We start from the raw sequence: 26,899 nt of genomic DNA on the forward strand, positions 1-26,899 counted from the left end.
GTCTTGGGCGGATGCCCCGCGAGCACAGTGTGCCCGAAACCCGGACAGGGGTGTACTTATCTACACCACCCGGGTTCAGAGGGGGACGAAGGTCATGCCTCGCTTCTTGAGCTTCGGGACGACGTCCTTCAACGCCTTCACGGTCTGGGAGCGGTCGCCGCCCCCGTCGTGCACCAGCAGGATGTTCCCGGACGCGCAGCCCATCAGCGTCTTGCGGATCCTCGCGACGCCCGGCCGGGCCCAGTCGCGCGGATCCACCGCCCAGTCGATGGGCAGCATGCCGTGCTCCCCGACGACCTCCATGACCTGGGGCGACCAGGCGCCGCCGGGCGCGCGGAAGAACAGCGGGACGACCCCGGAGATCTGCGCGATGCGGTCGTGCGCCTCGCCGATCTCCTTGCGCAGCGTCTTGGTGGACAGGTCGTCGAACGACAGCGGGTGCGTCATCGTGTGGTTGCAGATCTGGTGCCCGGCCGCCGCGATCCGCTGGGTCAGCTTGGGGTATTCCTTGACCTGGGCGCCGATGATGAAGAACGTCGCGCGCACCTGGTGCTCCGCGAGGAGGTCGAGCACCTTGGGCGTCCACTGGGGACTGGGCCCGTCGTCGATGGTGAGCGCGATCGACTTGTCGGGCGCCGGCGGGATGAGCTCGGTCAGGTTGCGGATGGGTTCGCCTGGCTTGACCGCGGTGAGCCGTGTCGGCGTCCAGGGCGCGGGGCGCGGAGTAGGGGTGGGTGTGGGCGTCGGTGTCGGACTGGGGCGGTGCACCACCGGGCGCGTACGGGCCGCGTTCCCGGGCCGCGCGCTCAGGGGCGTGGTGGACGCGCCCGCACTGTCGGCGGCCAGGCAAGCGAAACCGGCCGCACCCATCAACCAGAGAGCCCTGCGGCGAGACGCAAGGCTCGAATCGACTACCCCCACGCCGCAAACGCTATCGGTGTCGGTGGGGCCAACGCGGAGAAACGATCACAATGAGTTCAATCGGCGCCACGGCCTCCGTTCGGTGCGTGCGGCGGCGGAACGGGGGATGACGCGGTCATGAACGCGGCACCCGCGGTCGGCCCGCTGCTGGCCGTCGTCCTCCTCGCGCTGGCGGCCGTCGCGGCGCTGCTGGTGCGGCTCGGCCGGCTCGGCCTGTCGCGCGATGTCGTGGTGGCCGCGCTGCGCGCCGCCGTCCAGCTGACCGCCGTGTCGCTGCTGATCGCGGCGGTGCTGCGCAGCGCGGGCTGGACCGCGGTGTTCGTGACGGGGATGGTGGTGGTCGCGGCGGCCACGGCGGGCCGGCGGGTGACCGGGTCGTTCCGCGGCCGCGCCTGGTGGACGCTGCTGCCGATCCTCGCCGGGGTGGCGCCCGTGCTGGCGTTGCTGCTGGCCTCGACGGTGCTGCCGCCGCGCCCGGTCGCGGTGCTGCCGATCGCGGGGATCTTCATCGGCGGGGCGATGACGGCGACCTCGCTGACCGGGCGCCGCACGCTGGACGAGTTGCGCACCCGGCGCGGCGAGTACGAGGGCGGGCTCGCCCTGGGGCTGCTCCCCCGGGACGCGGCGCTGGAGGTGTGCCGCTCGTCGGCGGCGCTGGCACTGGTGCCGGTGCTGGACCAGACCCGCACGGTGGGGCTGGTCACGCTGCCGGGGGCGTTCGTGGGCGTGCTGCTGGGCGGCGCCGACCCGGTCGAGGCGGGGGCGACGCAGTTGCTGGTGCTGATCGGGCTGCTGGCCATCGAGGCCACCGCGGTCATCGTGACGCTGGAACTGGTCGCGACGGGCCGACTGGCCGACGACGGCGCCTTCCCCAAATAGCCGCGGTCACCGGGGGGTCGGGGCTGTGTAGCCGTAGTGGTCGGAGATGGCGCGGGCGGTTGCCTGCAGGTCGGGGAGTAGGTCCATCACTTGTTCGCGTCCCAGAACGACGTCCGGTACTGAAATGGACACGGCCGCTATGGCGCGGCCTTCGGCGTCCCGGATGGGGACGGCGATGCATCGGATGAATGTCTCGTGTTCGGCGTCGTCCACGGCATACCCCTGGGCGGCCACGCGGGAGAGCTCGTCCAGCAGTGCGGCCGGGTCGGTGATGGTGTTGCCGGTGTGCGGGACGTAGTCGATGTCGGCGGCGACACGGCGGCGCCTCGGCTCGGGGAGGTCGGCCAGGAGCACCTTGGCGATGGCGGTGGCGTGCAGCGGCATCCGCAGGCCCACGCGCGAGTACATGCGGATGGCGTGCCGCGAGTCGTATTTGTCGAGGTAGACGACCTCGCCGCCCTCGTACACGCCGAGGTGCACGGTCTGGCCGGTGAGGTCGTTCAGCCCGGCGAGGTGGGGCGCGGCGACGTCGCGGACGCCGCGCTGTTCGAGCGCGGCCCCCGACAGCGAGAACAGGCGCGAGCCCAGGTGGAAGCGGTGGGCGTCGTCGCGGTAGGCGAAGCGCTCCTGTTCGAGGGTGCGCAGCAGCCGCAGCACGGTGGTCTTGTGCACGCCGAGGGTGGCCGCGAGTTCGTCCAGCGTGCGCGGCCCCTCGCCGAGCTCGGCCAGGATGCGCAACGCCCGCGCGAGGCTCTGGCTCATCGGGCTCCTGGGGCGGGAGTGGGGGCGTTGACCCGGGGTGCGACGCGATGTTACAACCGCAGAAGCGTGTGACGCAATGCACATTGCATATCACGCAACATAGGAGGTCATGATGGTCGACGCCATCGACAACGACGCGGTCGACGCACTCGGCGAGGAGATCCTCGACTGGCGCTTCAAGGCGATCCCGGCCTCGGCGCACGGCTCGACCGTGCGCGAGCAGGCCCGCGCCAGGCGACCGCTCGACGACTTCGGTACCCCGTTGCTGACCCTTGACGCGGGCGCCCTCGACCACAACGTCCGCCTGATGGCCGAGTGGACGCGCGCGGCGGGCGTGGAGCTCGCCCCGCACGGCAAGACCACCATGGCCCCGCAGCTCTGGCGCAGGCAGCTCGACGCGGGCGCATGGGGCATCACCCTGGCGAACCTCCCCCAGGTGCGTGTCGCGCGTGCCTTCGGTGTGCGCCGCGTGCTGCTGGCCAACTCGCTCTTGGACGAAGCCGGGCTCGCATGGCTGGGGGGAGAACTGGACCACGACCCGGACTTCGAGTTCCTGTCCTGGGTCGACTCAGTGCGCTCGGTCGAGTTGATGGACGAGGCGCTGCGCGCGGCGCGCGCGCAGCGGCAGGTCGATGTGTGCGTCGAACTCGGGGGTCCGCACGGCCGATCAGGGGTGCGCGACGAGGACGACGCCGTCGCCGTGGCCGAGGCCGTGCGCAAGGCGCCGACCCTGAGGTTGGCGGGGGCCGGCGGCTATGAGGGGGCCCTGTCCCACGACGCGTCCGCCGATGGGCTCGCGGCGGTGGACGCCTACCTGAGGCGACTCGCGAACCTGCACGACCGCCTCGCCTACGAAGTCGACGCGCCGGTGGTGACGGCGGGCGGCAGTTCCTTCTTCGACCAGGTCGTGGACCTACTGGGCGGCCTGGACGGGCGGCTGGTGCTGCGCTCGGGCGCCTACATCGCGCACGACGACGGCTTCTACCGGAACATCTCCCCCTTCGCCCGCCCGCACACCGAAGCGACCGCCGGACGGTTGCGGTCGGCCATTCACGGGTGGGGGCGGGTGGTGTCGCGGCCTGAGGCGGAGCTGGCGTTGCTGGACGCGGGCAAGCGCGATCTGCCGTTCGACGAAGGCATGCCCGCGCCCCAGCTCGTACGCGGCCCGCGCGGCGCCGATGCGGTCGCGGGCGCGCGCGTGACCGCCCTCAACGACCAGCACGCCTTCCTCAGGGGCGCCGACGTGGACGTGGGGGACGTCGTACGGCTCGGCCTGTCCCACCCGTGCACGACGTTCGACAAGTGGACGCTCATCCCCGTCGTCGACGACGCCGACGCCGAGCGGCCCGTCGTCGTCGACTTCGTCAGGACGTGGTTCTGATGGCCGACCTGGTGATCCGGGGCGCGACCGTGATGGACGGCACGGGCGCTCCAGGCCGCGTGGCCGATGTGGCCGTCACGGACGGCCGGATCGAGGACGTCACGGGCACGTCCACGCCCACGGGACGGCGCGTCCTGGACGCCACCGGCCTCGTCCTGACGCCCGGCTTCATCGACATGCACGCGCACTCCGATCTGGCGCTGCTCGTGGAGCCGGACCATCTCGCCAAGGTCAGCCAGGGCGTGACCTGCGAAGTGCTAGGTCAGGACGGCCTCTCCTACGCCCCCGTGGACGACACGACGCTCGACGCCACGCGCCAGGCGATAGCGGGCTGGAACGGGAATCCGGCCGGCTTCGACTGGAATTGGAGGAGCGTCGCCGAATACCTGGACCGGCTCGACGACCCGGGTATCGCGGTCAACGCGTGCTACCTCGTCCCCCAGGGGTCGGTGCGGATGCTGGCGATGGGCTGGGACGACCGCCCTCCCATACAGGCGGAGATGGATCGGCAACGTGAACTCGTGGCCACGGGCATGCGCGAGGGGGCGGTGGGGATGTCCAGTGGGCTCACCTACGTGCCGGGCATGTACGCAGCCGACGACGAGCTGACCGAGCTGTGCCGCGTCGTCGCCTCGCTCGGCGGCTTCTACGCACCGCACCACCGCTCGTACGGCGCTGGAGCGTTGCAGGCCTACGCCGACATGGTCGAGGTCTCGCGCCGCTCAGGCTGCCCCCTGCACCTCGCGCACGCCACCATGAACTTCGGCGTCAACAAGGGACGCGCCCCCGAACTGCTCGACCTCCTCGACGAGGCCATCGCCGAGGGCTGCGACATAAGCCTCGACACCTATCCCTACCTGCCCGGTGCCACGACCCTCGCCGCGCTGCTTCCGAGCTGGGCGTCCGAGGGCGGCCCCAAGGCGACCCTGCGACGGCTCGCCGATCCGTCCGATCGGGAACGGATCCGGTACGCCATGGAGGTCGAGGGCTCCGACGGCTGCCACGGCGTCCCGGTGGAATGGGCGACCGTCGAGATCGCCGGTTCGCCCGCGGACGCGTCGGCCGTGGGCCGTACCGTCGCCGAACTGGCCGAGTCGGCGGGACGCGCACCGTTCGACGTCTACTGCGAACGCCTCCTCGCCGACGATCTCGGCACCACGATCCTCCAGCACGTCGGCGACGAGGACAACGTGCGAGCGATCATGCGGCATCCCGCCCACACCGGCGGCAGCGACGGCCTGCTCGCCCCCGCCAAGCCCCACCCCCGCGCCTGGGGAACGTTCCCGCGCTATCTCGGCCACTACTCCCGCGACCTGGGCGTCCTGTCGCTGGAGGAGTGCGTCGCGCACCTCACCGGCCGTCCCGCCCGGCGCCTGCGGCTGGCCGGGCGCGGCCTGGTCCGGTCCGGCTACCGGGCCGACCTCGTCCTGTTCGATCCCGCGACCGTCCGGGACACGGCCACGTTCGACGACCCCAGGCGGCAGGCCCAGGGCATCCCGCACGTCCTGGTCGGCGGCGTGCCCGTCATCGAGGACGGCCGCCACACCGGCGCCCTCCCCGGCCGCACCCTCCGCAGGCGCCCCGACGGCACCACCTACTGAACCGACTCCGCGCCCCTGCCCCGTCCACACCCCAGCCTGCTCGTCTAGGACGGCGAGGGGCGGGGTGGTTCTTCCGCTCCACGCTCTTCGGCGGCCAGCCGCATCAGCTCGGCGGCGACCTCCTCCGCCTCGTCCCCGCCGCCCTCCCGGCCGGCGGCGATGGCCTGGGCGAGCGCCCGGAGCTCGTCCGCGGAGGTCGAGTTCCACGACTCGTTCAGCCGCAGCGGCACGGTGATCGGCCGAGTGCCCGGCCCGGTCGCCGTCAGCCGCCGGCCCCCCAGGCCGTTGGAGCCGCGGTGCAGCCTGACCGACGCCCGCGACAGGTCGCACCGGACGGGCTCGCCGACGCGCCGCGCGGTGAGCACCGTCCCGTTCAGCCAGAAGGCGCGGTGATAACGCCTGAGCACGCTGAGGACCGTCTCGGAAAGGGCGACCGCCGCCAACACCCCGAACATCACGGCGAACGGGGCGGTGCCGCGCCCGTCCCGTGCCAGAATCACCGTCTGGATCGCCAATGCCACGCCCGCGGCCAGCATGAACGCGCAGTACAGCGCGGTGAGGAACCAGGTGCCGCGATCCGGGCTCACCGACAGGCTGCGGCCCCATTCCGGGTGGTCGCGCCCCGTCATCGGCCGTTTCTCCTTCCGCGCCGGAACCCGGTCCCGAGAATTCCCTGTGTTCCGGGTCAGGGAATGTTTCGGCGGACCTCGTTCAATTCATCGTGGTTCTGCCGGAAACGGCGCTGGGCGGCCTCGGTGACGGTGCTGATCTGGTCGCTGACGTCGCCGGTGTCCGGATCGGTGGGCAGCCCGTAGGCGGCCAGCAGTTCGGTCACCATTCCCTCGGACCGGTTCACCGCGTCGTCCTGGGCGGCCTGGATCGCCTCGGTCAGCCCTTCGGCCAGCGCCGTGCTGTCCAGCCGCATCGCCCGCGGATTGATGTCGATCGACTTGAGCCGGCCGCCGGAGTCCACCGTGGCGCGCAGCAGGCCGTCCTTCGACTCGCCCTCCCCGACCATCTCCGCCATCTCGTCATTCGACTCGCCCAGCCGCTTCATCAGCTCGTCGGCCTGGTGCATCACGCGTTCGAGATCCTCGATGCGGAAGTTCGCGGGGTTGAGGTCGAACATCGCGGGCCTTTCGTGAGGGGAAAGTGGCGTACAGTCGACCAACCGAACATGAATAACGCGGTAATAAGCCAGGAATCACATGTGTTGATCTCTTGAATCGGATGGGAAAGATCGGCTGTTCCGGAGAACCGCTTGTCCTGTTGCGGGCGGCTGCGGTAGAAGGTGGGGCTGGACGAGGCCGGCTCAACGGGGAAGGGGCGTCGGCATGGCTCCGGGGCAGGAAAAGTACGTCACCTCCGAGGGAATCGAAAGTATTCGGGTGACCCTCCAGCAGGAGGCCATACCGTTTTTCCAGCAGGTCAAGAAGATGGTCGGTGAAACCGATGTCGGCTTTCCGGGGTTCGGCCTTCTCGGGATGATCGCCATCTCGCCCACGTACAACAATGTGCAGACCGAGATGGAGCGGTACATGCAGGACGCCGTCGACGTCATGGAGGCGTGGCGGACCGCCCTGGAGGACATCAAGCGGGTCTGGCGGGCGGCCGAGGACTACAGCGCGCCCAAGGTCGTGCAGGGCCCCAACGGACAGGACGTGAACATCACCGGTCCCGCGGTCTACCAATGACCGTGCGCGCGACCGTTCGTGCTCGCCCCGAGCCGACCCGTTCCGGTACGGCCGTCTCGGCCCCGCGTGGAGGTGAAGGCAGATGACGACACCCAACCAGCCCCCCGACCCTCGCCTCCCCGGGGGTCCCTGGCCCGCGCAACCGGCGCCGGGCGGTCCGCCTCCGGGTTATCCGACCGCGGGGTATCCGCCGGGGGGCGGGGGGTATCCGCCAGGGGGGCCGTACCAGCCGGGAGCGCCCTACCACGGCCCGTCGGGGCCGCCGGGCGGCCCGCCCGGTCCGCCTCCCGGGACCGGTCCTGTCGGTCCCGCCGGTCCGCCCGGACCTACCGGGCCCGCGGGCCCCACGGGTCCTCAGGGGCCGCCCGGTTACCCGGGCCAGCCGGGTCAGCCGGGCCCCACAGGGCCCACAGGCCCCACCGGTCCTCAGGGGCCCGCCGGCACTCCCGGCCAGACCGGTCCTGCCGGTCCGCCCGGTCAGACCGGTGCTCCCGGCCAGCCCGGCCAGGCGGGTCCTTCTGGCCGGCCCGGCCCTCCAGGCGCGACCGGTCCCCGGGGCCCCGCGGGTCCGCCCGGACCTCCGGGGAGTGCGGCGCCGAAGGGGCCCGCGTCCGCGGGATCGCTGGTCGACGATGTCCTGAAGAACTTCAAGAAGGTGGCGAAGAAGGAGTACCTGATCTTCGTCGGCATCGCCATGGCCACCCTGGGCATCGCCAACATCCCGGGTATCTACCAGGCCTCGTCGAACTGGAAGACCGGTATCTCGGGGCAGCTCGACAAGCCCGCCAACCAGCTCATGCGCGGCATCGCGACCAATTCGGGCACGGACTGGATCGCCGACGACCAGGAGGCGTTCGCCCGCGCCGTCGAGGAGTTCATCGGGCACGTCGAGGTCGTCCGCAAGCACGCGGAGGCCGTCGGCGGGACGGTCGAGAGCATCGCCAAGATGTACATGGACTACTGGTTGTCCATCGGCAGCCTCATCCTTTCGGTCGCCCCGATGATCTTCGCGCTGTGGGCGCTGGCCAAAGTGCCGCACCCGGCCGTGAGCATCCCCGCGCGGATCGCCAAGGCGGTGATCGGCGTGATGGTGGTCGTGTCGGTGGCCATGTTCGTCGACGCCGTGCGGGACTTCCTGAACACGGCCAACAACATCTTCTCCGCCGTCCTGGGCGCCGGCTCGACGATGCGGCTGGCCACCCTGGCGCCCACCGGCACCGCGGCCGTCAACTTCACCGACTCCAAGATCACCTGGACGCCTCCGTCGCAGTTCGTCGAGCCCAACCGCCCCACGCCCGCTCCTCACGGCCCCTGAGCCGAGGGCTGGGGGCCGCGCGGACCCCCAGCCCTCAGCCCCGTCGAGCCGCTCGCGGCGGTCAGATGGCGAAGAAGGGGACCGGCCACCTGGTCAGGCGGTAGGGGAGCGTCACGGCGAGGTCGTCCACGAGCAGGAGCAGCCGGCGGCGGACGAGGTCGCGCAGGGCCGCGGCCTGCAGGGCCCGTACGCGGGTCGGTGTGAGGCAGGTGGTGAAGGCGTCGATGAGTTCCGGGTCGTCCAGGACTGTCTGGGTCGGGCTGGAGGGATTGCGGACGTCCTTCACCTGAAGGAAGCCGGGCCCCATGCGGTAGTAGCACGAGCCGAAGTCGTGTGAACGCGCCCAGGCTTCCTTGGCATCGGTCCCATCGCCGGGGCCGTGTTCGAGTTCGGCCGGGGGCGGCAGGTGGTGCAGCAGGCTGAGGTCGATGGGGCCGGTGACCCTGCCGCGCCAGTCGACGTGCTGGCCGGTGGGCGCGAGGTCGCGGAGGAGCGCCACGGCCTGGGTGGTGGCCGCGGGGTCGCCGCCCAGGTCGAGGGGCTTGTCGATCGCGGTCATACGTGGGGCCTCCAACGGGAGGTTTCCTCCATGAGCTCCGACACCTTGTGGACGGGGGCGCCCCGGCTGGCCAAGGCCAGGTAGACCGGCCCGTCCCGGAACAGCAGGCCGCGGCGGACCTGCTCCTGGAGCCACGCCTCGACGGGGACGTCCCCACTGACACCGAAGTCCTCGGCGAGGGTCTTGATGAGCGCCTTCGCCGTACGGCCGCGTTCCAGGGCGCGGTACGCGTCGGCCTCCCACCCGGTGAGGACGTGGTCGGCCCTGGGCCAGCCCACGCGGCGGTCTTCGACGCGCAGGCCGTCCTCTGCGTCGTCATAGAGGACGAGGGTCGATTCGGGGTAGGCGTCGCGCCACCGCGCGGCCGCGTCCTGGAGCCGCTTCTCCAGGGCGCCGGATATGCCCGCGGGCGGGGTGTCGAACAGGTAGACCAGGTCGTTCAGCTCCTCCTCCGGGAGGTCGTAGACGTGGTCGTAGATGCGGTGGGGGCGGCGTTCGGCGAAGCCCAGCTCGGGCCGTTCGAAGTACGGGCTGAACCGTTCGAGGAGGATGCGGCCGACCGAGCCCGGCGGCTGGAGGTGGACGAGCGCGGGCATCTGCTCGATGACCTGGAGGTAGTCGTCGTCGGTCTCGCCCGGGAAGCCGCAGAGGTGGTTCCAGGACGTGGTGATGCCCTCGGCCTCGCAGTCGCGCAGCATCCGCACGTTGATGGTCGCGGTGGTGCCCTTGTCCATCAGCTCCAGGACCCGGGTGCTGAGGCTCTCGATGCCGGGCTGGACGCAGTGCACGCCGGCGTCGGCGAGGAGCCGCAGCTGGTCGGCGCGCAGGTTCGCCTTGACCTCGTAGTGGATCCGCAGGTCCCATCCGGACGCCGCCAGTCCCGGCAGCAGGTCGCGGAAATAGGACATGTCCATGATGTTGTCGACGGTGATGACGTCGAGAATGCGGTGCCGTTTCACCAGGTGGTCGATGTCGGCGCGGAATCGTTCGGCCGGGCGGGACCGGAAGGTGATGGACGAGCCGTTGAGCCCGCAGAAAGTGCACTGGTGTTTCTCGCCCCACCAGCACCCCCGGGAGCCTTCCAGGAGCAGTTTCGGCTCCACGAACGGGCGCACCGGCGAAGCGTCGAGGACCTGCTGCCAGCCGTCGAAATCGGGGCGCGGGACGAGCATCGGCGGAACGGGGCGGGCGGCGGCCTCATTGGCCACCGAGTCCTCGCCTTTCCACCAGCAGACGCCCGGAAGGTGCTCGGGGGAATTGCCGGCCCGGATACGGTCGAGCAGCTCGGGGAAGACCACCTCGCCCTCGCCCCGCACGACGTAGTCGACGAACGGGTGGTTGCGGTGCAGGGCGTGCCCCATCGCGCCGTCGCAGTTGCTGCCGCCGATGACGACCGCGACGCCGGGGGCCAGCTCCTTCAGCCGCCGGGCCAGCGCGAGACTCGCCACGTTCTGCATGAACGTCGAGGTCAGGCCGACGACGTCGGGCTCGCCCGCGAGGATCTCGGCGGCGGCCAGGTCGATGAACCCGGCGGCCAGCGGCCGCATCCGGCGGGCCGGGCCGAGGTCGAGCGGGCCGCCGCCGCGGGCCCGCGCGGCGTACGACTCCAGCTCCCCGGCCCGCCATTCGGGGTCGTCGTAAAGCGCGCCCGCGAAAATCCAGTCGCCGATTCCGTGGAATACGTCATCGACCGAAACCCGTTCGCAGGTGGCGGGGGTGATCTCGCCCCCGGTCTCTTCCAGGACGTGCTCCGCCCACCGCAGGTAGCCGTGATATTCACCTACCGTGTCGGCGGGGCGTACCTCGGCGAGCCGGGCCTTCAACAAGGCCAGCGGCAGGGACGGCAGTTCGAACGACTGCCAGGGCATCGACGCCAGGGTCACGCGCAGGCCGGGCGTATTGCGCCCGGGTGCGTCGCGGCCGGGCGCATTGTCGCGGGGTGTGTGCATCCGGCCAGTGTTCAGCATCTTGACAGATTCGTAAAATGGTCCTGACCGCATAAGGTCACCACCTTGAAGTGATGATCATCTTGTGATGTGGTGCGCTGCATGCTCGGGGCCCTGAGGCATCGCCATTTCGCGCTGCTGTGGGCCGGGCAGTCCCTCAGCGCGGTCGGGAACCGGATGTTCCCGGTGATCCTGGCGCTGGTCGTCCTCGACCGGCATTCCGGCGCCGCGGCGCTGGGGGTGGTCCTCGCCGTGCAGAGCGTGGCCCTGGTGGTCGGGACGCTGCTGGCCGCCGCCGTCACCGACCGTCTCCCCCGCCGCGCCATCATGCTGTGGACCGACCTGGCCCGCGCCCTCGCCGTGGCGGCGCTCGCCTTCACCCCGGACACCGCCCTGGTGGGCCTGGTCATCGTGATCGCCGTGGCGGAGGGCCTGTTCCAGCCCGCCTACGCCGCGGTCATCCCGCGCACGCTTCCGGCCGGGTGCCTCCAGGCGGGCAACTCCCTGACGTCCTTCTCCCAGTACACGGCCCTGGTCATCGGCCCGTCCCTGGCGGGCGCGGTCATAGCGACGGCCGGAACGACCGCGGCCCTGTGGGTGGACGTCGGCACCTTTGCGATGAGCCTCGCCACGCTCGCGTTCGTCAGGGAGTCCCAGGCGGAGGCCGCGACCAAGCCGCCGCCCTGGAGCCTCAGGCAAACGGCCCTGGACCTGGGCGAGGGGTTCCAAGCGGTCCGGAGGCGGCCCTGGCTGGGGGCGTCCATGGTCGCGTCCATGCTGGTCATGAGCATCACCGTCGCGCCCATGATGCTCATAGCACCTCTCGCCACGGACAGCCCGCAAGCCTATGGGGCGGCCTTCACCGCCCTGGGCGTCGGCTCGATCCTGGGGGCGCTCCTGGCGGCCAGGCTGAGAACGCGCCGTCCCGGCGCCACCGCCGTCATCGGCATCGTCCTCGTGGCGGGAGCCCCCCTCTCCCTGGCCGCGCTCCCCCTGCCGGGGGTTCTCCTCCTGTGGGGGACGGCCGGTGCGGGCATCACCATCTTCGAGGTGCTGTGGACGACCGCCGTGCAACGGGACGTCCCCGACGAGGTCCTCGGACGCGTCATGGCCCTCGACTGGCTGGGCAGCGAGTCGCTGACACCGATCGGCTACCTCCTGGCGGGCCTGGCGGTGGCGCGGTTCGGCACGGATCTCCTACTCCTCGTGGGGGCCTGCATCGCCGCGCTCGCCGCCCCGCTCCCGCTGTTCGTAAGGGGCGGCTGCACGTTCTCCAGCCCCGCCTGCGGGCCGACCGCCGGCGGTGCCACGTCCCGTCCACCCGGGTGACCGCCCCCACTGTGCCGACCCGGCACGACCCGGCTCAGGTCGGCTCGCCCTCCTCGGTGCCGGGGAGCTCAGTGATGAGCGGGGTCCACGCGTCCCCCAGCTCGTGCATACGCTTGAGCTCGGCGATACCGCCCAGCCAGCCCGCCTCATGCTGGGCGGCGCTGTCGAGCTCGTCCTCGGAGTAGCCGCTCTGCACGAACGTCAGGAACGTCCTGCCCTCGGACCCGGCCAGCTCCCAGTTGACGACCGTGCCCTCGCCGTCCCCGTAGACCAGCTGCTTCCCGGGCTCGAACGCGGAGATCTCGCCCTCGAGGCCCAGCGTCATCCGGCCGCCGACACGGGGTTCGACCTCGGCCTCCCAGCCGAACCAGCGGCGGATCCGCGCCGGATCGACCAGCGACGCGAACACCTCCTCCGGCGAGGCGCCGATGACGACCTCCGCCCTGATCTCCCGTGGCCGGGCCGGGCCGAAGTCGGCCTTGGGCGTCAGCGGCCGCCCCTCCACGTACTCGGCCAGGTTGGCGACGGCCAGGCCCCAGAACGTGTGCATCGAGTGGCGGCCGTCGCGCCGCCCCGGCGGGGCCATCAGCTCCTCGAGCGTGGGCATCTTGTCCTGCCGGAACCGCAGCGTGGTGCCGTCGGCCCCGTACGGCTCCAGCCGCAGCTCGACGGTGGTCCGCTGGTCGTCGAGCGTCCAGGCGAACACCAGCCGCCGGTCCTCCTCGGCCGCCACCAGGGTCTGCCGCCCGATCTCGCCCTGCGGGGTGTGCCGGCCCCAGAAGGCGTACTCCCGCCGCTCCGGGGCGGACGCGGCGTGCTCGGCGAGCCAGGAGCGCAGCGCGCCGGGGTCGGTCAGGGCGTGGTAGACGCGCGGCGGCGGGGCGCCCAGCCGGGCCTCGATCGACAGCTCGTCACTACTCATCCGGGTTCTCCTTCGGGTAACAGGCCACGGCCAGCCGGAAGGCGTCTCCCTCGGCGCCGCCGTGCCGGGCGAACAGGTCTTGGAGGGTGGTGCGCAGGTCGTCCAGGAACTCCCCGCGGTTCCCGGCCGGAAGGCGGATCTCCCCGGAGACGGCCAGCGTGGCCAGCTCGTCGATCGCGGGGTCGAGCGCGGCGAGGTCGGTCTGCACGTCTTCGAGGAGGTTCAGCAGGTAGCCGAGGCTGAGCTCGTCGCGGACGCGGCGCCGCCCGATCGTGCCGACCAGCCGCGGGGACAGCCAGTACGACTGCGCGCTGGCCTGGTAGACGCCCTCGTGGATGCCGCGCACCCGGCGCTCGTCGACCTGCGCCGCCAGCCCGGCGTCCACCAGCTTCTTGACGTGGTAGTAGACCCGCTGCGGCGACTGCCCGAGGGCCGTTCCCACCTCCGTGCACGAGCGTGGCCGCGCCAGCTGCCGCAGGACCTCGACCCGCTGCGGCTTGAGCAGGGCCTCCGCCTGCTCGAAGCGCTCAATGCAAAAGATCTCCTTCATGATGAAACAAGTCTTTATCGTAAAAGAGTTCTTTGTCAATGGCCCGCGGCTCGCGGCGGCGCGCCGCTAGGCTGTCGCGGTGGCTCTGGACGATCTCGACCTCGAACAGTGGCGTGACCTGGACGATCGCGACGCCGGCCGACTGGCCGACCGGATCGCCTCGCGCGCGGACGCCGAACCGGTCGAGACGGGGTGGCGCCCCGGCCCCGCCGGACCCGTCCGGTACGTGCTGTTCCGCCGCGACGGGGAGCTGTACGGCCTCGTCCCGGGCGGCGGCGTCGAGGTCGGCTACGACGGCGCCCGGTTCGTCCCGTCGGAGGGGCAGCTGGCCTCCTACGCCTCCTCGTACGAGGAGTACGGGGCGCCGGGGGAGGACTACGGCCTTCCGGCCGACATCCGCGAGACCGTCGACACGCTGACGTCCCCGCCGCGCGCCGTGGACGTCCCGCCGCTGCTGGTGGCGGTCGAGGCGCGGGACGCGGGCCTCACCCGTGTCGCCCCCGACCACCCCCTGATCGCCGAGGCCGCCGCCATGCACCGCGCCGATCCCCGGGAGGATCGCGCCGCGGAGCCCCGGGAGGTCCGCGTCATGTGGCCGCCCGGGAAGCACGCCGCGCGCCAGGCCCGCGTGCTCCTGACCCCGGACGGGACGGTCACCGAGGCCTGGCTGATGTTCTCGCTCGCCGACGACCTGGAACGCATGGCGTCCAAGGGGATGCGGCTCCTCACCCCGGACGAGTGGGAGCACGCCTGCGGCGCGGGCGCCGCCACCCTGTTCCGCTGGGGCGATGACTGCCCCGCCGACCGCTACCCCGGCGCCACCATGCGCGGGGACGGCAGCGTCGAACCCGACCACGGCCCGCATCTGGAGCCCAACGCGTTCGGCCTGAACATCGGCCAGCGCTCCACCCTCCGCGAAGCCACCGCCGACCCGGCCGTGCTCTGCGGCGGCGACGGCGGCAGCGCGGTGTGCGGCGGCTCCGGCTTCTTCCTCGGGTGGCTTCCCCTGGCCACGTCCTACCGCGACGGCGCCGAGGGGCCTACGGCCAACGAGGCCCGCGACGTCCTGGTCCGCCCGGCCATCCCCCTGCACTAGGCGGACGCCGAGGCCGTCACGCCAGGCCGACCGCCACCAGGGCGATGATCGAGCCGGCGAAGGCGATGCCGTGCCGGACGTTCTGGAGGATCGGGGTCCACGACGGGAAGCCGCTCCCGGCGGCCTTGAGCAGCGCCGGCACGTCGACGCGCTCCAGCATGGGGTCGCCCTTGCGCTTGAAGGCCCTCTGGACGGACTGCACGGCGGTCAGCTGGCTCCACAGGATGAGCCCGTTCCCGACCAGGACGAGCGACGAGAAGACATAGGTCAGGGTCTGTCCCCACTCGTTCCCGGCGAGGTTGAGGGCCGCGACGGCGGCCATGACCGCGGCGACCGAGACGGGCACGGCGGTCTCGTGGCCGCCGGCGTCGAAGGTGAGCTTGTTTTCGGCCAGCACGCGGGTGGGGATGCCCTGGCGCCTCAGCTCGGCCTCGGCGTTGGCCTTGGCGGTGGTGGCGCCGTAGCGGTGGCGCAGCATCGGGATGCTGACGAAGGCGAGGGCGACGAGGATCTGGGCGACGGCGGCGACGGTCGTCATGGGGGCTCCCGGGGCGAGTGACTTGTACTTTGTTCAAGTGCGACCCTAAGCATGACTTGAACTAAGTGCAAGTGGTCGACTTGAACTTTGTGCAGGAGGGTCGCCGCTGCCGTATCGTGGCCGCATGCCGCGCACCACGCTGACCAAGGAGCAGATCGTCCGGACCGCCATCGAGCTCCTGGACGAGGAAGGGCTGGAAGGCCTGAACATGCGCGCCCTCGGCCAGCGCCTCGACTCGGCCGCGACCGCCGTCTACTGGCACGTCAAGAGCAAGGACAACCTGCTGCTGCTGGCCGGCGACCAGGTGTGGCAGGAGATCGGGCTGCCCGACCCGGACGCGGTCGGCTGGCGCGCCGCGGCCACGGCCATGGCCACCGACCTGCTGGCGATGTTCACCCGCCACCCCTGGGTCGTGCAGGCACTGGCCTCGCACGTGCTGTACGGTCCGGACAAGGCCCGCCACGACGACCACAGCCTGGGCGTCTACGAGGCCGCGGGCTTCACCGGCGCCGAGGCGGACCAGGCCACAGCGGGCGTCTTCATGTTCGTGCTCGGCAACGCCCTCGGCGAGTCGTCCACCGCCTCGCTGACCAGGAAGCTCAACCGGATGGGCGACGACGCCGGGGAACGCCTGCGCGAGACCATGGCGCAGGCTGCCGAGGTCGGCAAGCAGTTCCCGCGGCTCCGTGCCCGCCTCGGCGACGCCTCCGCCCAGCAGTACGGTGCCGCCCCCGAGAGCAGCTTCGAGTTCGGCCTCCGCGCCCTGCTCGACGGCCTGGAGACCCGCCTCCACTGACCCGTCCCGCGAAATCGGGGAGGGCGTACGACCGCTTACCCCTATATTGCAAATCGCACTATGGCGCTATGCTGTAGTGCACTGCCGCCGACGCGGGTGTCCCACGAGGGAAGGGGGAGGCATGGCGCGGCGTCCCGACCTGGTCGGACTGACCGTGCTGGCGATGCTCTCGGTGCGCGCCGGCCACCCGTACGAGCTGCACCGCTTCATCGTCGACACGCACAAGGACTACGTGACGGGCCTGCCCCGGAGCCTGTACCACGCGGTCGAGCGGCTCGCGGGCGAGGAGCTGATCGTCCCGGTCGAGACCAGCAGGGAGGGCCGCCGGCCGGAACGCACCGTCTACGAGATCACCGACGAGGGCCGCCGCGAGCTGGCCACCCGGCTCCGGGTGCTGCTGGAGAACCCGGGCGCGGAGCGCCGCACCTTCACCGCGGCCGTCTCGCTGCTCGGCGTCCTGCCCGTACCGGACGCGCTGCAGTCCCTGCGCACCAGGGCGGCGGCGCTCGAAGGGGCCCTCACCGGGATGAACGCCCAGCTGAAGGCCCTGAAGGACAGCGGCCTGCCCGACATCCTGGTGATCGAGATCGACTACGAGCGGGCGCTGACCGAGACCGAGCTGGCCTGGGTCCGCGGGCTCGTCGCACGCCTGGAGTCGGGCGAACTGGAATGGTCGAGCGCCGCCGAAGCGAAACCGCTGGCCCAGGTGCTCGGCGAGACCTGAAGAAAGCGGCCGCCGGGGTGCGCCAACACCCCGGCGGCCGGACATCCGAACAAGGCGCCTGCCCTGCCTGGACGCGCGATCCAAGGATAGGCGCCGCGACCGTGAGGAGCCGCGCCATGTCCGTGAACGCGGAAATCGCCGGCCTGCTCTCCCGCCTCGCCGAGGCGTGGAACGCGGGCGACGCCACCGCCTACGCCGCCGTCTTCACCGACGACGCCGACTACATCGCCTTCGACGGCACGCACACCCGGGGGCGTGCGGCCATCGAGTCGTCCCACCGGTGGCTGTTCGACGGGCCGCTCAAGGGATCCACCATGTCCGCGCCCGGCGACACCGCGGCCAAGCCGCTGGCCGACGGCCCGGTCCTGGTGATCGCCCGGGGCGGCACCGCCCTGGCGGGCGGCCCGCCGCGCGACTCGATCGTCTCCTTCACCGCCGTCGGCACGCCCGAGGGCTGGCGCTTCGCCTCCTTCCAGAACACCAGGGCGGCGTCATGAAGACGATCGCCGAGGTGTCCGGGATCATCGAGGCCCCGGTCGCCCGCGTCTGGGACGCCCTCGCGGGCGACCTGCTGCCCGACGGCAGGCGCACCGGCCGCTTCACCGTCGAGGACGCCCCCGGTCACACCTCCACCGTGGAGGTGACCGGTCACACCATCGCGTTCCAGGGCGGCTGGTGGTACCGCGGGGAGTGGAGCGTCAGGCCGCATCCCCAGGGGGCCCTGCTCGTCCACCGCGTCATCAACGTCGCACAGTGGATGCGCTGGGGCGTCCCCTTGGCGAACCGCTTCTTCATAGGCTTCGCCGACCGCACCCGCGAAGCCTTCAACGAGAATCTCACCCGCCTCGGCACCCGCCTGAACGTCCCGACCCACCCGGTGGCGTGATGGTCAGGCGACTTCGGCGTCGCGCAGGGGGTGACGTGCGGCGCTCCACTCCTGGACGGCCTTCTTGCGCATCATGATGACCAGAACGCTCATGGCCCGCGATTGTCGCAGAATGACTCCAATCTTCCAATGGGGTCATTGATCGTCGCACATAAAGATCATTGGGCGGCCGTCCCGCGTTACCGGCAGATGATCTTCTGCTCAGAGTGCGATCTCTCGGATTGCCGTACTGGTTCCCCCAGGGCGCCGCGCTTCGACTAACTTGTTTCCCGGGACGGGGACGCCCTTTCGGTGGCGGCTCGCGTTGCCGTCCTCGGGGCGACCGGCGAACCAGCAGTGGGGGCTTGAGTGGATCCTCTGGGGCCTGGCGATCCGACCCATGCCGGGAAGTATCTTCTGCTGGGACGCCTTGGCGAAGGCGGAATGGGGCGGGTGTTCTTCGGCCGTTCCCCTGGCGGGCGGCCGGTCGCGGTGAAGTTCATCCGAAGCGAATACGCTCACCGGCGCCGTTTCCGTGCCCGTTTCGCCCGCGAGGTCGAGGCCGCTCGCCGGATCGGGGGATTCCATACCGCGCTGGTGATCGATGCGGACCCCGACGCCGATCCACCGTGGATGGTCACGGCCTACATTCCCGGTCCGTCCCTGCAGCGCGCCGTCGACGAGCACGGTCCGCTCGACCTGCAGGCCGTGCGCACCCTGGGCGCCGGGCTCGCCGAGGGCCTGCTCGCCATCCACGCCTGCGGGCTGGTGCATCGGGACCTCAAGCCGGGCAACGTGATCCTGGCGGCCGACGGGCCCAGGATCATCGATCTGGGCGTTGTCGGCACGCAGGACGCCGACCGGATGACCGCGACCGGCGCTGTTCTGGGGACCTACGCCTACATGTCCCCCGAGCAGGTGAACGGCGATCCGGCAGGCCCCGCGAGTGATGTGTTCGCCCTCGGCTCGGTCCTGGGCTTCGCCGCGGGCGGTCGCAGCCCTTTCGGCGCCGAGACGGTCGCGGCGACCCTTCATCGCATCACCGGCGGACCACCCGATCTCGGCGACATACCCGTGGAGAACGGGTATCGCGATCTGATCGCCGGGTGCCTGGCCAAGGATCCCGCCGCCCGTCCGGAACTCCCCGACATTCTCGCCCGGCTGGCCGGTTCCTGGCCGGACGGCAATTGGCTGCCGGCCGCCGTCATGAACATGATCCACTCCACCGAATCGGAGTCCATCGGCGCGCTGAAGTCGGGAACCGGTGAAACAGACCCCCGCATGCACCACCAGAGCACGTTGGACCCCGGCCGCGGACGCCGGCTCCGGCCCCGCGCCGTGCTGGTCGCCGGGGCCGCCGTCGCGGTGCTTTCCGCCGGGGCCGTGGTGCTGGTCCTCACGCTGTCGGGGTCCGCTGAGCGGCCACCGGCCACCCGGCGGTTCGTGCTCGACGACGGCAGGGCCTTCGGGCCGGGCGGGTGGAGTCAGTTCACCGTGCGGGTCGATCCGGCCAACACGGGTGTGCGGCTGACACGCCGACTCGATTCCAGTGTCTCCGGACAGAGTGCGGTCATCTCCGTGAACGGCAGACGGGCCGGACTGTGGGTGGGGCTGGACGGGTCCCTCGTCACCTGGAAGGACCAGACGGTCGAATTCCCGGCGCCCCTCACCGCGGACAGGAAGGCCCTGGTCATAAGAAACACGTTCGCGTCGTCGACGAAGGACTTCAACGAGTTCACCTACTACGTCGACCAGCGGATCGGCGGTCGCTGGGCGCGCGCCGACGTCGTCGACATCGGGCCCGGCCATCCCGAGGACGAACGCGCGCACCGGTATCGCGTCACGGCACCGACCTGGGCGGGAACGCGGAACTTCAGCTACTCGGACACGTAGGCCGGTCGGTTCCCGCGCCGGCCCTTCACGGGCCGTCGGACCGGTCGAGCAGCGCCAGGTCTTCTTCGCGGATCGTCGCCGTGACCAGCAACTCGGTGATGAGGTTGTGGTTGAGCGCGTTGCCGATCGGCGGTGGAACCTCTTTCTCGGTCAACCCGTGCACTTTCCCGCTCAGTCTCTCCCGCACGGTCTTGACGCCGTACGAGGCGACCTTGGCTGTCCAGCCCCTCCGGGGCTGCAGGAGGTCGAGCTCGTAGGCGACCTGAGCCCAGGTCAGCGGCTGGGGGTGAGGCTCCTGTCGAAGGTAGCGCTGGGCGAGACACACCAGCAGCAGACGCTCTTCTTTGGACAGCTTCCACTTGTCGGAGTTGTCCGTCTCGGCCTCGTGCAGTGCCTCCCGGGACGACAGCGCGGCCCCGGTGGCGATCCGCACTTCGAGAAGGTGTTCCTGCCGCGGGGTGACGATGAACAGCGGCGTGTAGGCGGCGGGCAGTTCGGCCTGCTGCCCGCCGAGCACCAGGCGCGAGCCCGGGAACCGGATGGCCATTCTGCCGGTGTTGTGCAGCACCCAGCGCGAACCTTCGTGCGCGATGTATCCGTGCCGCCTGCTGACATGCCGGTCGGCGGCGCCGACGCATACGTGGACATCGGGCTCGCACCGCCCGAACAGCAGGGTGAAGCCCGCGTCCGGTGCCACGCGCATGCCGCCTTCGACCCCCATGACGAAAAGCGTTCCCGGCGGCGTGGCCCTCGGGATCCCGTGTGCGAGGCTGCCGACCTCTCGCGGCAACAGGCGGACCTTCGGGGACCCCTCCTGCGGCGCCAATGGCATCGGCCGCTCCTTTCCCTGTGCGCTCGCTGCGTGTTGCCGGGGGTGCCCGTCCTGGTCCGGACGGGCGATTACCGGTGGCGACGGGGGGAGACGCCTCGTCCACCTCCTGGGCTGCCCTCCCGACTGAAGGTCTGGCCGGACCCGCTCGCGTTGCGGGGATCTTAGGCGGTCCGGTCCGGGACCGGTCCCGGACCGGTGGGACGGTGACCCGGGCGGTTCGGCTTGGGACCCGTCCCGAAGTGCGCGGAAAACAATGGCGTCGGCCTGTCCGTCCACGATGAAGGGACCAGGATGTCCGACTCTCCGCGCCCAACGGGTGATGATCCGCTGGCCGTCGCTCTCGCGAACGCGTCCCTGCTCGGCATCGGCTACCTGTTCCTGGGACGGCGCGGGCTCGCGGTCGTCACCGGGCTGGTCACACTCGTGCTCGCCGTCCTGCTCGCCTCGGTCGTGCAGGCGGTGTGGTTCGAAATCATCGTGGTGCTGTGGTGGGCCGCCTTGATCGCACACGGGTGGACACTGGCCGCCCGTGGGCCGGTCCGGCGGAGACGGCGGCTGATCGCGGCCGCGACCGCACTCCCGGTGCTGTTGACGGTGGGGGTCCTGCGATTCGACGCCTCCGGGATCGAGGAGGCCACCGCCAAGGCCCGCGGCAGCGGCGACTGCGCACGGGCGCTGGCGGCTCAGCGGCGCGTGTGGTTCGGCCAGCGTGTGGCGGACGCCCCGCTCGCGGCGCGCGGGAACGAGACCGTCCAGGCATGCCGGAGGATCGCGGCGGCCGAGGACAAGCTCGCCGCCGCGCTGTCGGGTGACGTGAACGCGTTGCGGGCCGGGTTCCACGGTCTCACGAGGGTCCTTGCGGATCTGCCGGGCCACGAGGAGATGGTCCGGACCGTTCTGGACGGGTTCCTCCGCCGGCTGCCCGCCGGCAAGCCCTGCGCCACGGCCGCGATCACCGATGAGCTCCTCCTGCGGAGGGCCCGTGGGAACGTGCTGGACGGAGCCACCGCCATCGTCCCCCAGACCGCGCCCGCCGCCCTCGTCCGATGCGGCGACGACACCATGACCGCCGAGGACTGGGCAAGTGCGCGCATGCGCTACCAGCAGATGCTCGACGAGTACCCGGGCCACGGGCTCAGGGGCAAAGCCGAAGACGGCGTCGAACGGGCCACCCTGGCCGGCGAACTCGCGCAGGTCCGCGCGCTTCTGGGGGAGAGGTTCGGCGACCAGCCCGAGTACTGCTCCGAGCCCGCCAAGTACAGCGGCGCCGCTCCGTACGGCAAGGGGACCAACCGCGCCTTCTTCGCCGGCGACGACGAGTACACCGGCCGCCTCCCAGGCACGTGGCGGACCACGGACATCGCCAAAGCGGTTCTCGTGGTCTGCGTGGACGAGAGGGAGTACGGCAAGGTCGCCCAGACCTGTCCTTACACCGGGGCCGGGACCGGCGTCACCTACGTGACCTTCCGCAAGATCGCCGTCCCGGTCAAGGCGTACGAACTGCGGACCGGGAAACGCGTCGCCGACAGAGAACTGCAGATCGGCGGCAGGAGCTGCCCATCGTCCTTTTCCTACAGCTCCGTTCCCGGTCTCGGCTCTTCTCCGCCGAGCAAGAAGTACGTCAAGCCTTCCACCGCCGACATCCGTGCCGCCTTCGGCTCCCTGATCACTCGCTGACCGCGTCCGGCGCGGGCGGCGACCGGGCGGACCGAAAGAAGCCGTGCCGTCCCGGGACCGGTTCCAGGCCCGGGACGGCACGCCGCGGTGCGGTTCGGCGAGGTCCTGATCGGGTCAGGACTTGGCGAGGGTGATGCTCCGCGCCGGGCCCACCGTCAGCGCGTCCGCGGCCTCGTCCAGGTCGACCACGACCTCGTCGCCGTCGAGGATCTCCCCCGACAACAGCTCCCGCGCGAGCTGGTCGCCGATCGCCGTCTGCACCAGGCGGCGCAGCGGGCGCGCCCCGTACAGCGGGTCGTAGCCGGTCAGCGCCAGCCACTCGCGGGCCGCCTCGGTCACCGTCAGCGTGAGCTGCCGGTCCGACAGCCGCCTGCCGAGCCGGTCGACCTGCAGGTCGACGATCCGGGTGAGCTCCTGCGTGGACAGCGCGTCGAACAGGATCACGTCGTCCAGCCGGTTCAGGAACTCCGGCTTGAACGCGGCGCGGACCGCGTTCATGACGGCGTCCCGCTTGGCGCCGTTCTCCAGCGTCGGGTCGATCAGGAACTGCGACCCCAGGTTGGAGGTGAGGATCAGGATCGCGTTGCGGAAGTCGACCGTGCGGCCCTGCCCGTCGGTGAGGCGCCCGTCGTCCAGCACCTGCAGGAGGATGTCGAACACCTCGGGGTGGGCCTTCTCGACCTCGTCCAGCAGCACCACCGAGTACGGGCGGCGCCGCACGGCCTCGGTGAGCTGCCCGCCCTCCTCGTAGCCGACGTAGCCGGGCGGGGCGCCGACCAGGCGGGCCACCGAGTGCTTCTCGGAGTACTCGCTCATGTCGATCCGCGTCATCGCCCGCTCGTCGTCGAACAGGAACTCGGCGAGGGCCTTGGCCAGCTCGGTCTTGCCCACGCCCGTCGGGCCCAGGAACAGGAACGAACCGGTCGGGCGGTCGGGGTCGGCGACCCCGGCGCGGGCGCGGCGGACCGCGTCCGACACCGTCCGGACGGCCTGCTCCTGCCCGATCAGCCGCCGGCCGAGCTCCTCCTCCATGCGCAGCAGCTTGGCGGTCTCGCCCTCCATGAGGCGCCCGGCCGGGATGCCCGTCCAGGACGCGACCACGTCGGCGACGTCGTCCGGGCCGACCTCCTCCTTCACCATGGCGTCGCGGTTCTCGCCGTCGGCGGCGGCGACGGCGTCGTCCAGCTGCTTCTCCAGCGCCGGGATCTCGCCGTAGGTCAGCCGCGCCGAGGTCTCCAGGTCGCCGTCGCGCTGCGCGCGCTCGGCCTCCCCGCGGAGCTGGTCGATGCGCTCCTTGATCTCACCGACCCGGTTCAGGCCCGCCTTCTCCCGCTCCCACCGGCCCACCAGCCCGTTCAGCTGCTCCTGCCGGTCGGCCAGGTCGCGGCGCAGCCGCTCCAGGCGCTGCTTGGACGCCTCGTCGGTCTCCTTGCCGACCGCCAGCTCCTCCATCCTGAGCCGGTCGACCGCACGCTGCAGCTCGTCGATCTCCACGGGCCGGGAATCGATCTCCATCCGGAGCCGGGACGCCGACTCGTCGATCAGGTCGATCGCCTTGTCCGGCAGGAACCGGGAGGTGATGTACCGGTCCGACAGCGTGGCGGCGGCCACCAGCGCCGAGTCGTTGATCTGCACCTTGTGGTGCGCCTCGTACCGGCCCTTCAGCCCGCGCAGGATCGCGACGGTGTCCTCCACCGACGGCTCGCCCACCAGCACCTGCTGGAAGCGGCGCTCCAGGGCCGCGTCCTTCTCGATCCGCTCGCGGTACTCGTCCAGCGTGGTCGCGCCGATCATGCGCAGCTCGCCGCGCGCCAGCATCGGCTTGAGCATGTTGCCGGCGTCCATCGCGCCCTCGGCGGCGCCCGCCCCGACGACCGTGTGCAGCTCGTCGATGAACGTGACGATCTGCCCGTCGCTCTGCTTGATCTCGTTCAGGACGGCCTTGAGCCGCTCCTCGAACTCGCCCCGGTACTTGGCGCCCGCGACCATCGCGCCCAGGTCCAGCGACACCAGCCGCTTGCCGCGCAGCGACTCGGGCACGTCGCCCGCCACGATCCGCTGCGCCAGGCCCTCCACCACCGCGGTCTTCCCGACCCCGGGCTCGCCGATCAGCACCGGGTTGTTCTTCGTCCGGCGGGACAGCACCTGCACCACCCGGCGGATCTCGGCGTCCCGGCCGATCACCGGGTCGAGCCGGCCGTCCCGGGCCGCGCCGGTCAGGTCGACGCCGTACTTCTCCAGCGCCTGGTAGGTGTCCTCGGGGTTCTCGCTGGTCACCCGGGCGTGCCCGCGGACCTTCTCGAACGCGTCCAGCAGCGCCTGCGGCGTCGCCCCGAACTCCTTCAGCAGCCCCGCGGCGGGACCGCCGTCGGCGGCCAGGCCCACCAGCAGGTGCTCGGTCGAGACGTACTCGTCCTCCAGCTGCTTGGCCCGGTTCGCCGCGGTGTTGACCGCCACGATCAGCTGCCGCGACATCTGCGGCGACGACACCGTCGACCCCGCCGCCTTCGGCATGCCCGCCAGCTGCTCCTCCGCGCGGCGGCGCAGCGCCTGCCAGTCGGCGCCCACCGCCTCCAGCAGCGGCACCGCCGTGCCCTCCGGCTGGCCGATGAGCGCGACCAGCAGATGCTGCGGCTCGACCTGCGGGTGCCCTTCGGCCGCCGTCCGGCGGACCGCGACCGACACCGCCTCCTGGCTCTTCTGCGTCAGCTTGTAGTCCATGTTCGGTTGACCCCCACTCCCCGTCACATCAGTCTTCGCGGCCGCGCTCGCGCCACACCACGACACCGGTGTGGCGGATCGGCACCAGATCGCCGCCCGGCGTCCCGCCGGGACCCGCCGCCGGGGCGGTGTCGCCGCGCCGGCGCTGCTGCGCCAGGCGCGCGGCCACGGCCCGGGTCGACTCGAGTTCGTTGGCCAGGTCCTCCAGCGCGGCGTGCGCCTTCGCCAGCTGCTCGCGGAGGATGACGTTGTCCCGCTGCAGCTCGAGGATGTGCTTGATGCCCGACAGGTTGATGCCCTCCTCCTGGGAGAGCCGCTGGATCTCCCGGAGCAGCACGATGTCGCGCATCGAGTAGCGGCGGCCCCGCCCGGCCGTCCGGCCGGGGGAGACCAGCCCGAGCCGGTCGTAGGTGCGCAGCGTCTGCGGGTGCAGGCCCGACAGCTGCGCCGCCACCGAGATCACATAGACCGGGGTGTCGTCGCCGAAGGCGTCCATGACGAACTCACTCCTCCCGCGCCTTCTGGAGCAGCTCACTGCGCAGGTCGTCGCCCGCGCCCGTGGCGCGCAGCCGCTCCAGGGCCTCGCGCGTCTGGTCGTCCACCTTCTGCGGCACCTGCACGTCCACCGTCACCAGCAGGTCGCCCTTGGTGCCGTCGCGCCGGGAGGCGCCGCGGCCCCGCACCCGGAACGTCCGGCCGTTCGGGGTGCCCTCCGGCAGGCGCAGCGTCACCGGCTGCCCCTGGAACGTCGGCACCCTGATCTCCGCGCCCAGCGCCGCCTCCGGGAACGTCACCGGCACCGTCAGCGTCAGGTTGTCGCGGTCGCGCCCGAACACCGGATGCGGCCGGACCTTGATGTTCACGTACAGGTCGCCGCCCGGGCCGCCGTTCTCGCCCGGCGCCCCCTTGCCCTTGAGCCGGATCTTCTGGCCGTCGGCGACGCCCGCCGGGATCCGCGCCTGGATCGTCCGGGTGCCGGTCGCGCGGCCGCTGCCGGTGCACGTCGGGCAGGGGTCGTCCACCACCAGGCCCCGGCCGCGGCACTCGCGGCACGGCTCCTGGAACCCGAAGCTGCCCAGGTTGCGGGTCTCGTGCCCGGTGCCCTCGCAGGACGGGCACACCCGCGGCACGGTGCCCGCCTTGGCGCCCGTCCCGCGGCAGCTCGGGCACGCGGCCTCGCTGGTCAGCTTGAGCGGAACGGTCACCCCGTTCATCGCCTTGCCGAACGACAGCGTCACCTCGGTCTCCACGTCCGCGCCGCGCCGTGCCCGGCGCGACCCGGCGGTGGTCCGGGTGCCGCCACCGCCGCGCCCGAACAGCCCGCCGAACAGGTCGCCCAGCCGGTCGCCGGCGCCCCCGGCGCCGCCCGCGCCGCCACCGCCCCCGGTCTGCCCGAAGAGGTCGCCCAGGTCGAACCCGAAGCCGCCGCCGCCCTGCTGCCCGCGGAAACCGCCCGGCATCGCCCGCACCGCGTCGTACTCCTTGCGGCGCTTCTCGTCGGACAGGACGTCGTAGGCCTCGGAGACCTCCTTGAAGCGGTCCTCGGAGTCGGTGTCGCCCTTGTTGGCGTCCGGGTGGTACTTGCGGGCCAGCTTCCGGTAGGACTTCTTGATGTCGTCCTGGGAGGCGTTCTTCGCGACACCGAGGACTTTGTAGTAGTCCTTCTCCAGGTAGTCCTTGGTGCTCACGGCGCCCCGCTCTCTGCTCGTGCCACTGTCGTCAAGTCGTGTCTGCCCCGCGGCGCGGCCGCCCGGACCCGCCGGGTGCGGCACCACCGCGAGTGTCGGCCGGCGCCCCGCGGGGACGGGCCCGCCCCGGACGGCGCGCGATCAGGCCGGGCCGCCGGCCTGCTCGCCGTCACCGGCCGTGCCGCCGGAACCGGCGGCGCCGGGCGCCGG

The 26,899-nt window shown here is 71.6% G+C and carries 26 protein-coding genes; 13 read left to right on the forward strand and 13 right to left on the reverse strand.

The window, feature by feature from the left end:
* Positions 1 to 75: 75 nt before the first annotated feature.
* Positions 76 to 768, reverse strand: coding sequence for a polysaccharide deacetylase family protein (locus ACFPZN_RS38245; protein WP_378287407.1), 693 nt, complete (start codon positions 766 to 768; stop codon positions 76 to 78).
* Between the two features lie 270 nt (positions 769 to 1,038).
* Between ACFPZN_RS38245 and ACFPZN_RS38250 the strand changes: the two genes are divergently transcribed.
* Entirely contained in the window at positions 1,039 to 1,800 is a 762-nt protein-coding gene (locus ACFPZN_RS38250) for an ABC transporter permease (RefSeq protein WP_378287408.1), read from the forward strand.
* A 6-nt stretch (positions 1,801 to 1,806) separates the two neighbouring features.
* Here ACFPZN_RS38250 and ACFPZN_RS38255 read toward each other — a convergent pair whose 3' ends face one another.
* On the reverse strand, positions 1,807 to 2,562 hold the full coding sequence (locus tag ACFPZN_RS38255) for an IclR family transcriptional regulator (protein ID WP_378287409.1): 756 nt from the start codon (positions 2,560 to 2,562) through the stop codon (positions 1,807 to 1,809).
* Between the two features lie 109 nt (positions 2,563 to 2,671).
* Between ACFPZN_RS38255 and ACFPZN_RS38260 the strand changes: the two genes are divergently transcribed.
* Positions 2,672 to 3,943: an amino acid deaminase gene (locus ACFPZN_RS38260; protein ID WP_378287410.1), complete on the forward strand. Its 1,272-nt coding sequence runs from the start codon at positions 2,672 to 2,674 to the stop codon at positions 3,941 to 3,943.
* Complete coding sequence (locus ACFPZN_RS38265; protein WP_378287411.1) at positions 3,943 to 5,544, forward strand: N-acyl-D-amino-acid deacylase family protein; 1,602 nt, start codon at positions 3,943 to 3,945, stop codon at positions 5,542 to 5,544. Before ACFPZN_RS38260 ends, ACFPZN_RS38265 begins: the two co-directional genes overlap by 1 nt.
* A 44-nt stretch (positions 5,545 to 5,588) precedes the next feature.
* On the opposite strand, the gene ACFPZN_RS38270 is transcribed toward ACFPZN_RS38265, so the two are convergent.
* Together ACFPZN_RS38270 and ACFPZN_RS38275 are read right to left on the reverse strand one after the other, a co-directional pair.
* Positions 5,589 to 6,173: a hypothetical protein gene (locus ACFPZN_RS38270; protein ID WP_378287412.1), complete on the reverse strand. Its 585-nt coding sequence runs from the start codon at positions 6,171 to 6,173 to the stop codon at positions 5,589 to 5,591.
* 56 nt (positions 6,174 to 6,229) lie between these two features.
* On the reverse strand, positions 6,230 to 6,673 hold the full coding sequence (locus ACFPZN_RS38275) for a YbaB/EbfC family nucleoid-associated protein (protein ID WP_378287413.1): 444 nt from the start codon (positions 6,671 to 6,673) through the stop codon (positions 6,230 to 6,232).
* 205 nt (positions 6,674 to 6,878) lie between these two features.
* Here ACFPZN_RS38275 and ACFPZN_RS38280 point away from each other — a divergent pair, with 205 nt between their 5' ends.
* On the forward strand, positions 6,879 to 7,238 hold the full coding sequence (locus ACFPZN_RS38280; protein WP_378287415.1) for a hypothetical protein: 360 nt from the start codon (positions 6,879 to 6,881) through the stop codon (positions 7,236 to 7,238).
* Positions 7,239 to 7,893: 655 nt separating this feature from the next.
* Entirely contained in the window at positions 7,894 to 8,553 is a 660-nt protein-coding gene (locus tag ACFPZN_RS38285; RefSeq protein ID WP_378287417.1) for a hypothetical protein, read from the forward strand.
* A 61-nt stretch (positions 8,554 to 8,614) separates the two neighbouring features.
* Here the strand turns inward: ACFPZN_RS38285 and ACFPZN_RS38290 are convergent, their stop codons facing one another.
* Positions 8,615 to 9,112 (reverse strand): DUF5825 family protein, encoded by a 498-nt coding sequence (locus ACFPZN_RS38290; RefSeq protein ID WP_378287419.1) that lies wholly within the window; start codon positions 9,110 to 9,112, stop codon positions 8,615 to 8,617.
* Entirely contained in the window at positions 9,109 to 11,061 is a 1,953-nt protein-coding gene (locus ACFPZN_RS38295; protein ID WP_378287420.1) for a RiPP maturation radical SAM C-methyltransferase, read from the reverse strand. The genes ACFPZN_RS38290 and ACFPZN_RS38295 overlap by 4 nt, the downstream gene beginning before the upstream one ends.
* Positions 11,062 to 11,160: 99 nt before the next feature.
* On the opposite strand from ACFPZN_RS38295, the gene ACFPZN_RS38300 reads away from it, so the two are divergent.
* The gene (locus ACFPZN_RS38300; protein ID WP_378287421.1) at positions 11,161 to 12,387 is read left to right on the forward strand and encodes an MFS transporter; all 1,227 of its coding nucleotides are present in this window, start codon (positions 11,161 to 11,163) and stop codon (positions 12,385 to 12,387) included.
* Positions 12,388 to 12,421: 34 nt separating this feature from the next.
* Here ACFPZN_RS38300 and ACFPZN_RS38305 read toward each other — a convergent pair whose 3' ends face one another.
* Together ACFPZN_RS38305 and ACFPZN_RS38310 are read right to left on the reverse strand one after the other, a co-directional pair.
* Positions 12,422 to 13,309 carry an SRPBCC domain-containing protein gene (locus ACFPZN_RS38305; protein ID WP_378287422.1) on the reverse strand — a complete coding sequence of 296 codons (888 nt, stop codon included), beginning with the start codon at positions 13,307 to 13,309 and terminating at the stop codon, positions 12,422 to 12,424.
* Positions 13,302 to 13,859, reverse strand: coding sequence for a helix-turn-helix domain-containing protein (locus tag ACFPZN_RS38310; RefSeq protein WP_378287423.1), 558 nt, complete (start codon positions 13,857 to 13,859; stop codon positions 13,302 to 13,304). The genes ACFPZN_RS38305 and ACFPZN_RS38310 overlap by 8 nt, the downstream gene beginning before the upstream one ends.
* A gap of 79 nt (positions 13,860 to 13,938) precedes the next feature.
* On the opposite strand from ACFPZN_RS38310, the gene ACFPZN_RS38315 reads away from it, so the two are divergent.
* Entirely contained in the window at positions 13,939 to 14,955 is a 1,017-nt protein-coding gene (locus tag ACFPZN_RS38315) for a hypothetical protein (protein ID WP_378287424.1), read from the forward strand.
* Positions 14,956 to 14,971: 16 nt separating this feature from the next.
* Here the strand turns inward: ACFPZN_RS38315 and ACFPZN_RS38320 are convergent, their stop codons facing one another.
* Positions 14,972 to 15,493, reverse strand: coding sequence for a hypothetical protein (locus tag ACFPZN_RS38320; RefSeq protein WP_378287425.1), 522 nt, complete (start codon positions 15,491 to 15,493; stop codon positions 14,972 to 14,974).
* Between the two features lie 124 nt (positions 15,494 to 15,617).
* On the opposite strand from ACFPZN_RS38320, the gene ACFPZN_RS38325 reads away from it, so the two are divergent.
* The 5 genes from ACFPZN_RS38325 to ACFPZN_RS38345 all read left to right on the forward strand — a co-directional run bounded on the left by ACFPZN_RS38325 (position 15,618) and on the right by ACFPZN_RS38345 (position 19,771).
* Entirely contained in the window at positions 15,618 to 16,289 is a 672-nt protein-coding gene (locus tag ACFPZN_RS38325; RefSeq protein WP_378287426.1) for a TetR/AcrR family transcriptional regulator, read from the forward strand.
* 121 nt (positions 16,290 to 16,410) lie between these two features.
* Positions 16,411 to 17,013 (forward strand): PadR family transcriptional regulator, encoded by a 603-nt coding sequence (locus tag ACFPZN_RS38330; protein WP_378287427.1) that lies wholly within the window; start codon positions 16,411 to 16,413, stop codon positions 17,011 to 17,013.
* A 116-nt stretch (positions 17,014 to 17,129) separates the two neighbouring features.
* Positions 17,130 to 17,510, forward strand: a complete 381-nt coding sequence (locus ACFPZN_RS38335; protein WP_378287429.1) for an SgcJ/EcaC family oxidoreductase — start codon at positions 17,130 to 17,132, stop codon at positions 17,508 to 17,510.
* Positions 17,507 to 17,899, forward strand: a complete 393-nt coding sequence (locus tag ACFPZN_RS38340; protein ID WP_378287430.1) for a hypothetical protein — start codon at positions 17,507 to 17,509, stop codon at positions 17,897 to 17,899. The genes ACFPZN_RS38335 and ACFPZN_RS38340 overlap by 4 nt, the downstream gene beginning before the upstream one ends.
* A gap of 348 nt (positions 17,900 to 18,247) precedes the next feature.
* Entirely contained in the window at positions 18,248 to 19,771 is a 1,524-nt protein-coding gene (locus ACFPZN_RS38345) for a serine/threonine-protein kinase (RefSeq protein WP_378287431.1), read from the forward strand.
* A 25-nt stretch (positions 19,772 to 19,796) separates the two neighbouring features.
* Here the strand turns inward: ACFPZN_RS38345 and ACFPZN_RS38350 are convergent, their stop codons facing one another.
* The gene (locus ACFPZN_RS38350) at positions 19,797 to 20,492 is read right to left on the reverse strand and encodes an FHA domain-containing protein (protein WP_378287432.1); all 696 of its coding nucleotides are present in this window, start codon (positions 20,490 to 20,492) and stop codon (positions 19,797 to 19,799) included.
* A gap of 402 nt (positions 20,493 to 20,894) precedes the next feature.
* On the opposite strand from ACFPZN_RS38350, the gene ACFPZN_RS38355 reads away from it, so the two are divergent.
* Positions 20,895 to 22,280: a hypothetical protein gene (locus tag ACFPZN_RS38355; protein WP_378287433.1), complete on the forward strand. Its 1,386-nt coding sequence runs from the start codon at positions 20,895 to 20,897 to the stop codon at positions 22,278 to 22,280.
* Positions 22,281 to 22,394: 114 nt separating this feature from the next.
* On the opposite strand, the gene clpB is transcribed toward ACFPZN_RS38355, so the two are convergent.
* The 3 genes from clpB to dnaJ are packed head-to-tail and all read right to left on the reverse strand — an operon-like array spanning position 22,395 to position 26,689.
* On the reverse strand, positions 22,395 to 25,001 hold the full coding sequence (gene clpB / locus ACFPZN_RS38360; protein WP_378287434.1) for an ATP-dependent chaperone ClpB: 2,607 nt from the start codon (positions 24,999 to 25,001) through the stop codon (positions 22,395 to 22,397).
* Positions 25,002 to 25,029: 28 nt separating this feature from the next.
* Positions 25,030 to 25,497, reverse strand: a complete 468-nt coding sequence (locus ACFPZN_RS38365) for a heat shock protein transcriptional repressor HspR (RefSeq protein ID WP_378287435.1) — start codon at positions 25,495 to 25,497, stop codon at positions 25,030 to 25,032.
* Positions 25,498 to 25,504: 7 nt separating this feature from the next.
* On the reverse strand, positions 25,505 to 26,689 hold the full coding sequence (gene dnaJ, locus ACFPZN_RS38370; protein ID WP_378287436.1) for a molecular chaperone DnaJ: 1,185 nt from the start codon (positions 26,687 to 26,689) through the stop codon (positions 25,505 to 25,507).
* Between the last annotated feature and the right edge of the window lie 210 nt (positions 26,690 to 26,899).

Origin of the sequence: Actinomadura rugatobispora, from assembly GCF_042656285.1 — a bacterium.
GTDB classification, from domain to species: domain Bacteria; phylum Actinomycetota; class Actinomycetes; order Streptosporangiales; family Streptosporangiaceae; genus Spirillospora; species Spirillospora rugatobispora.

Coding starts and splice junctions, on each gene's coding strand:
- ACFPZN_RS38250 (WP_378287408.1), top strand. CDS start 1,039: ATGAACGCGGCACCCGCGGTCGGCCCGCTGCTGGCCGTCGTCCTCCTC.
- ACFPZN_RS38255 (WP_378287409.1), bottom strand. CDS start 2,562: ATGAGCCAGAGCCTCGCGCGGGCGTTGCGCATCCTGGCCGAGCTCGGC.
- ACFPZN_RS38260 (WP_378287410.1), top strand. CDS start 2,672: ATGATGGTCGACGCCATCGACAACGACGCGGTCGACGCACTCGGCGAG.
- ACFPZN_RS38265 (WP_378287411.1), top strand. CDS start 3,943: ATGGCCGACCTGGTGATCCGGGGCGCGACCGTGATGGACGGCACGGGC.
- ACFPZN_RS38270 (WP_378287412.1), bottom strand. CDS start 6,173: ATGACGGGGCGCGACCACCCGGAATGGGGCCGCAGCCTGTCGGTGAGC.
- ACFPZN_RS38275 (WP_378287413.1), bottom strand. CDS start 6,673: ATGTTCGACCTCAACCCCGCGAACTTCCGCATCGAGGATCTCGAACGC.
- ACFPZN_RS38280 (WP_378287415.1), top strand. CDS start 6,879: ATGGCTCCGGGGCAGGAAAAGTACGTCACCTCCGAGGGAATCGAAAGT.
- ACFPZN_RS38290 (WP_378287419.1), bottom strand. CDS start 9,112: ATGACCGCGATCGACAAGCCCCTCGACCTGGGCGGCGACCCCGCGGCC.
- ACFPZN_RS38295 (WP_378287420.1), bottom strand. CDS start 11,061: ATGCACACACCCCGCGACAATGCGCCCGGCCGCGACGCACCCGGGCGC.
- ACFPZN_RS38300 (WP_378287421.1), top strand. CDS start 11,161: ATGCTCGGGGCCCTGAGGCATCGCCATTTCGCGCTGCTGTGGGCCGGG.
- ACFPZN_RS38305 (WP_378287422.1), bottom strand. CDS start 13,309: ATGAGTAGTGACGAGCTGTCGATCGAGGCCCGGCTGGGCGCCCCGCCG.
- ACFPZN_RS38310 (WP_378287423.1), bottom strand. CDS start 13,859: ATGAAGGAGATCTTTTGCATTGAGCGCTTCGAGCAGGCGGAGGCCCTG.
- ACFPZN_RS38320 (WP_378287425.1), bottom strand. CDS start 15,493: ATGACGACCGTCGCCGCCGTCGCCCAGATCCTCGTCGCCCTCGCCTTC.
- ACFPZN_RS38325 (WP_378287426.1), top strand. CDS start 15,618: ATGCCGCGCACCACGCTGACCAAGGAGCAGATCGTCCGGACCGCCATC.
- ACFPZN_RS38330 (WP_378287427.1), top strand. CDS start 16,411: ATGGCGCGGCGTCCCGACCTGGTCGGACTGACCGTGCTGGCGATGCTC.
- ACFPZN_RS38335 (WP_378287429.1), top strand. CDS start 17,130: ATGTCCGTGAACGCGGAAATCGCCGGCCTGCTCTCCCGCCTCGCCGAG.
- ACFPZN_RS38340 (WP_378287430.1), top strand. CDS start 17,507: ATGAAGACGATCGCCGAGGTGTCCGGGATCATCGAGGCCCCGGTCGCC.
- ACFPZN_RS38350 (WP_378287432.1), bottom strand. CDS start 20,492: ATGGGGGTCGAAGGCGGCATGCGCGTGGCACCGGACGCGGGCTTCACC.
- ACFPZN_RS38355 (WP_378287433.1), top strand. CDS start 20,895: ATGTCCGACTCTCCGCGCCCAACGGGTGATGATCCGCTGGCCGTCGCT.
- clpB (WP_378287434.1), bottom strand. CDS start 25,001: ATGGACTACAAGCTGACGCAGAAGAGCCAGGAGGCGGTGTCGGTCGCG.
- ACFPZN_RS38365 (WP_378287435.1), bottom strand. CDS start 25,497: ATGGACGCCTTCGGCGACGACACCCCGGTCTATGTGATCTCGGTGGCG.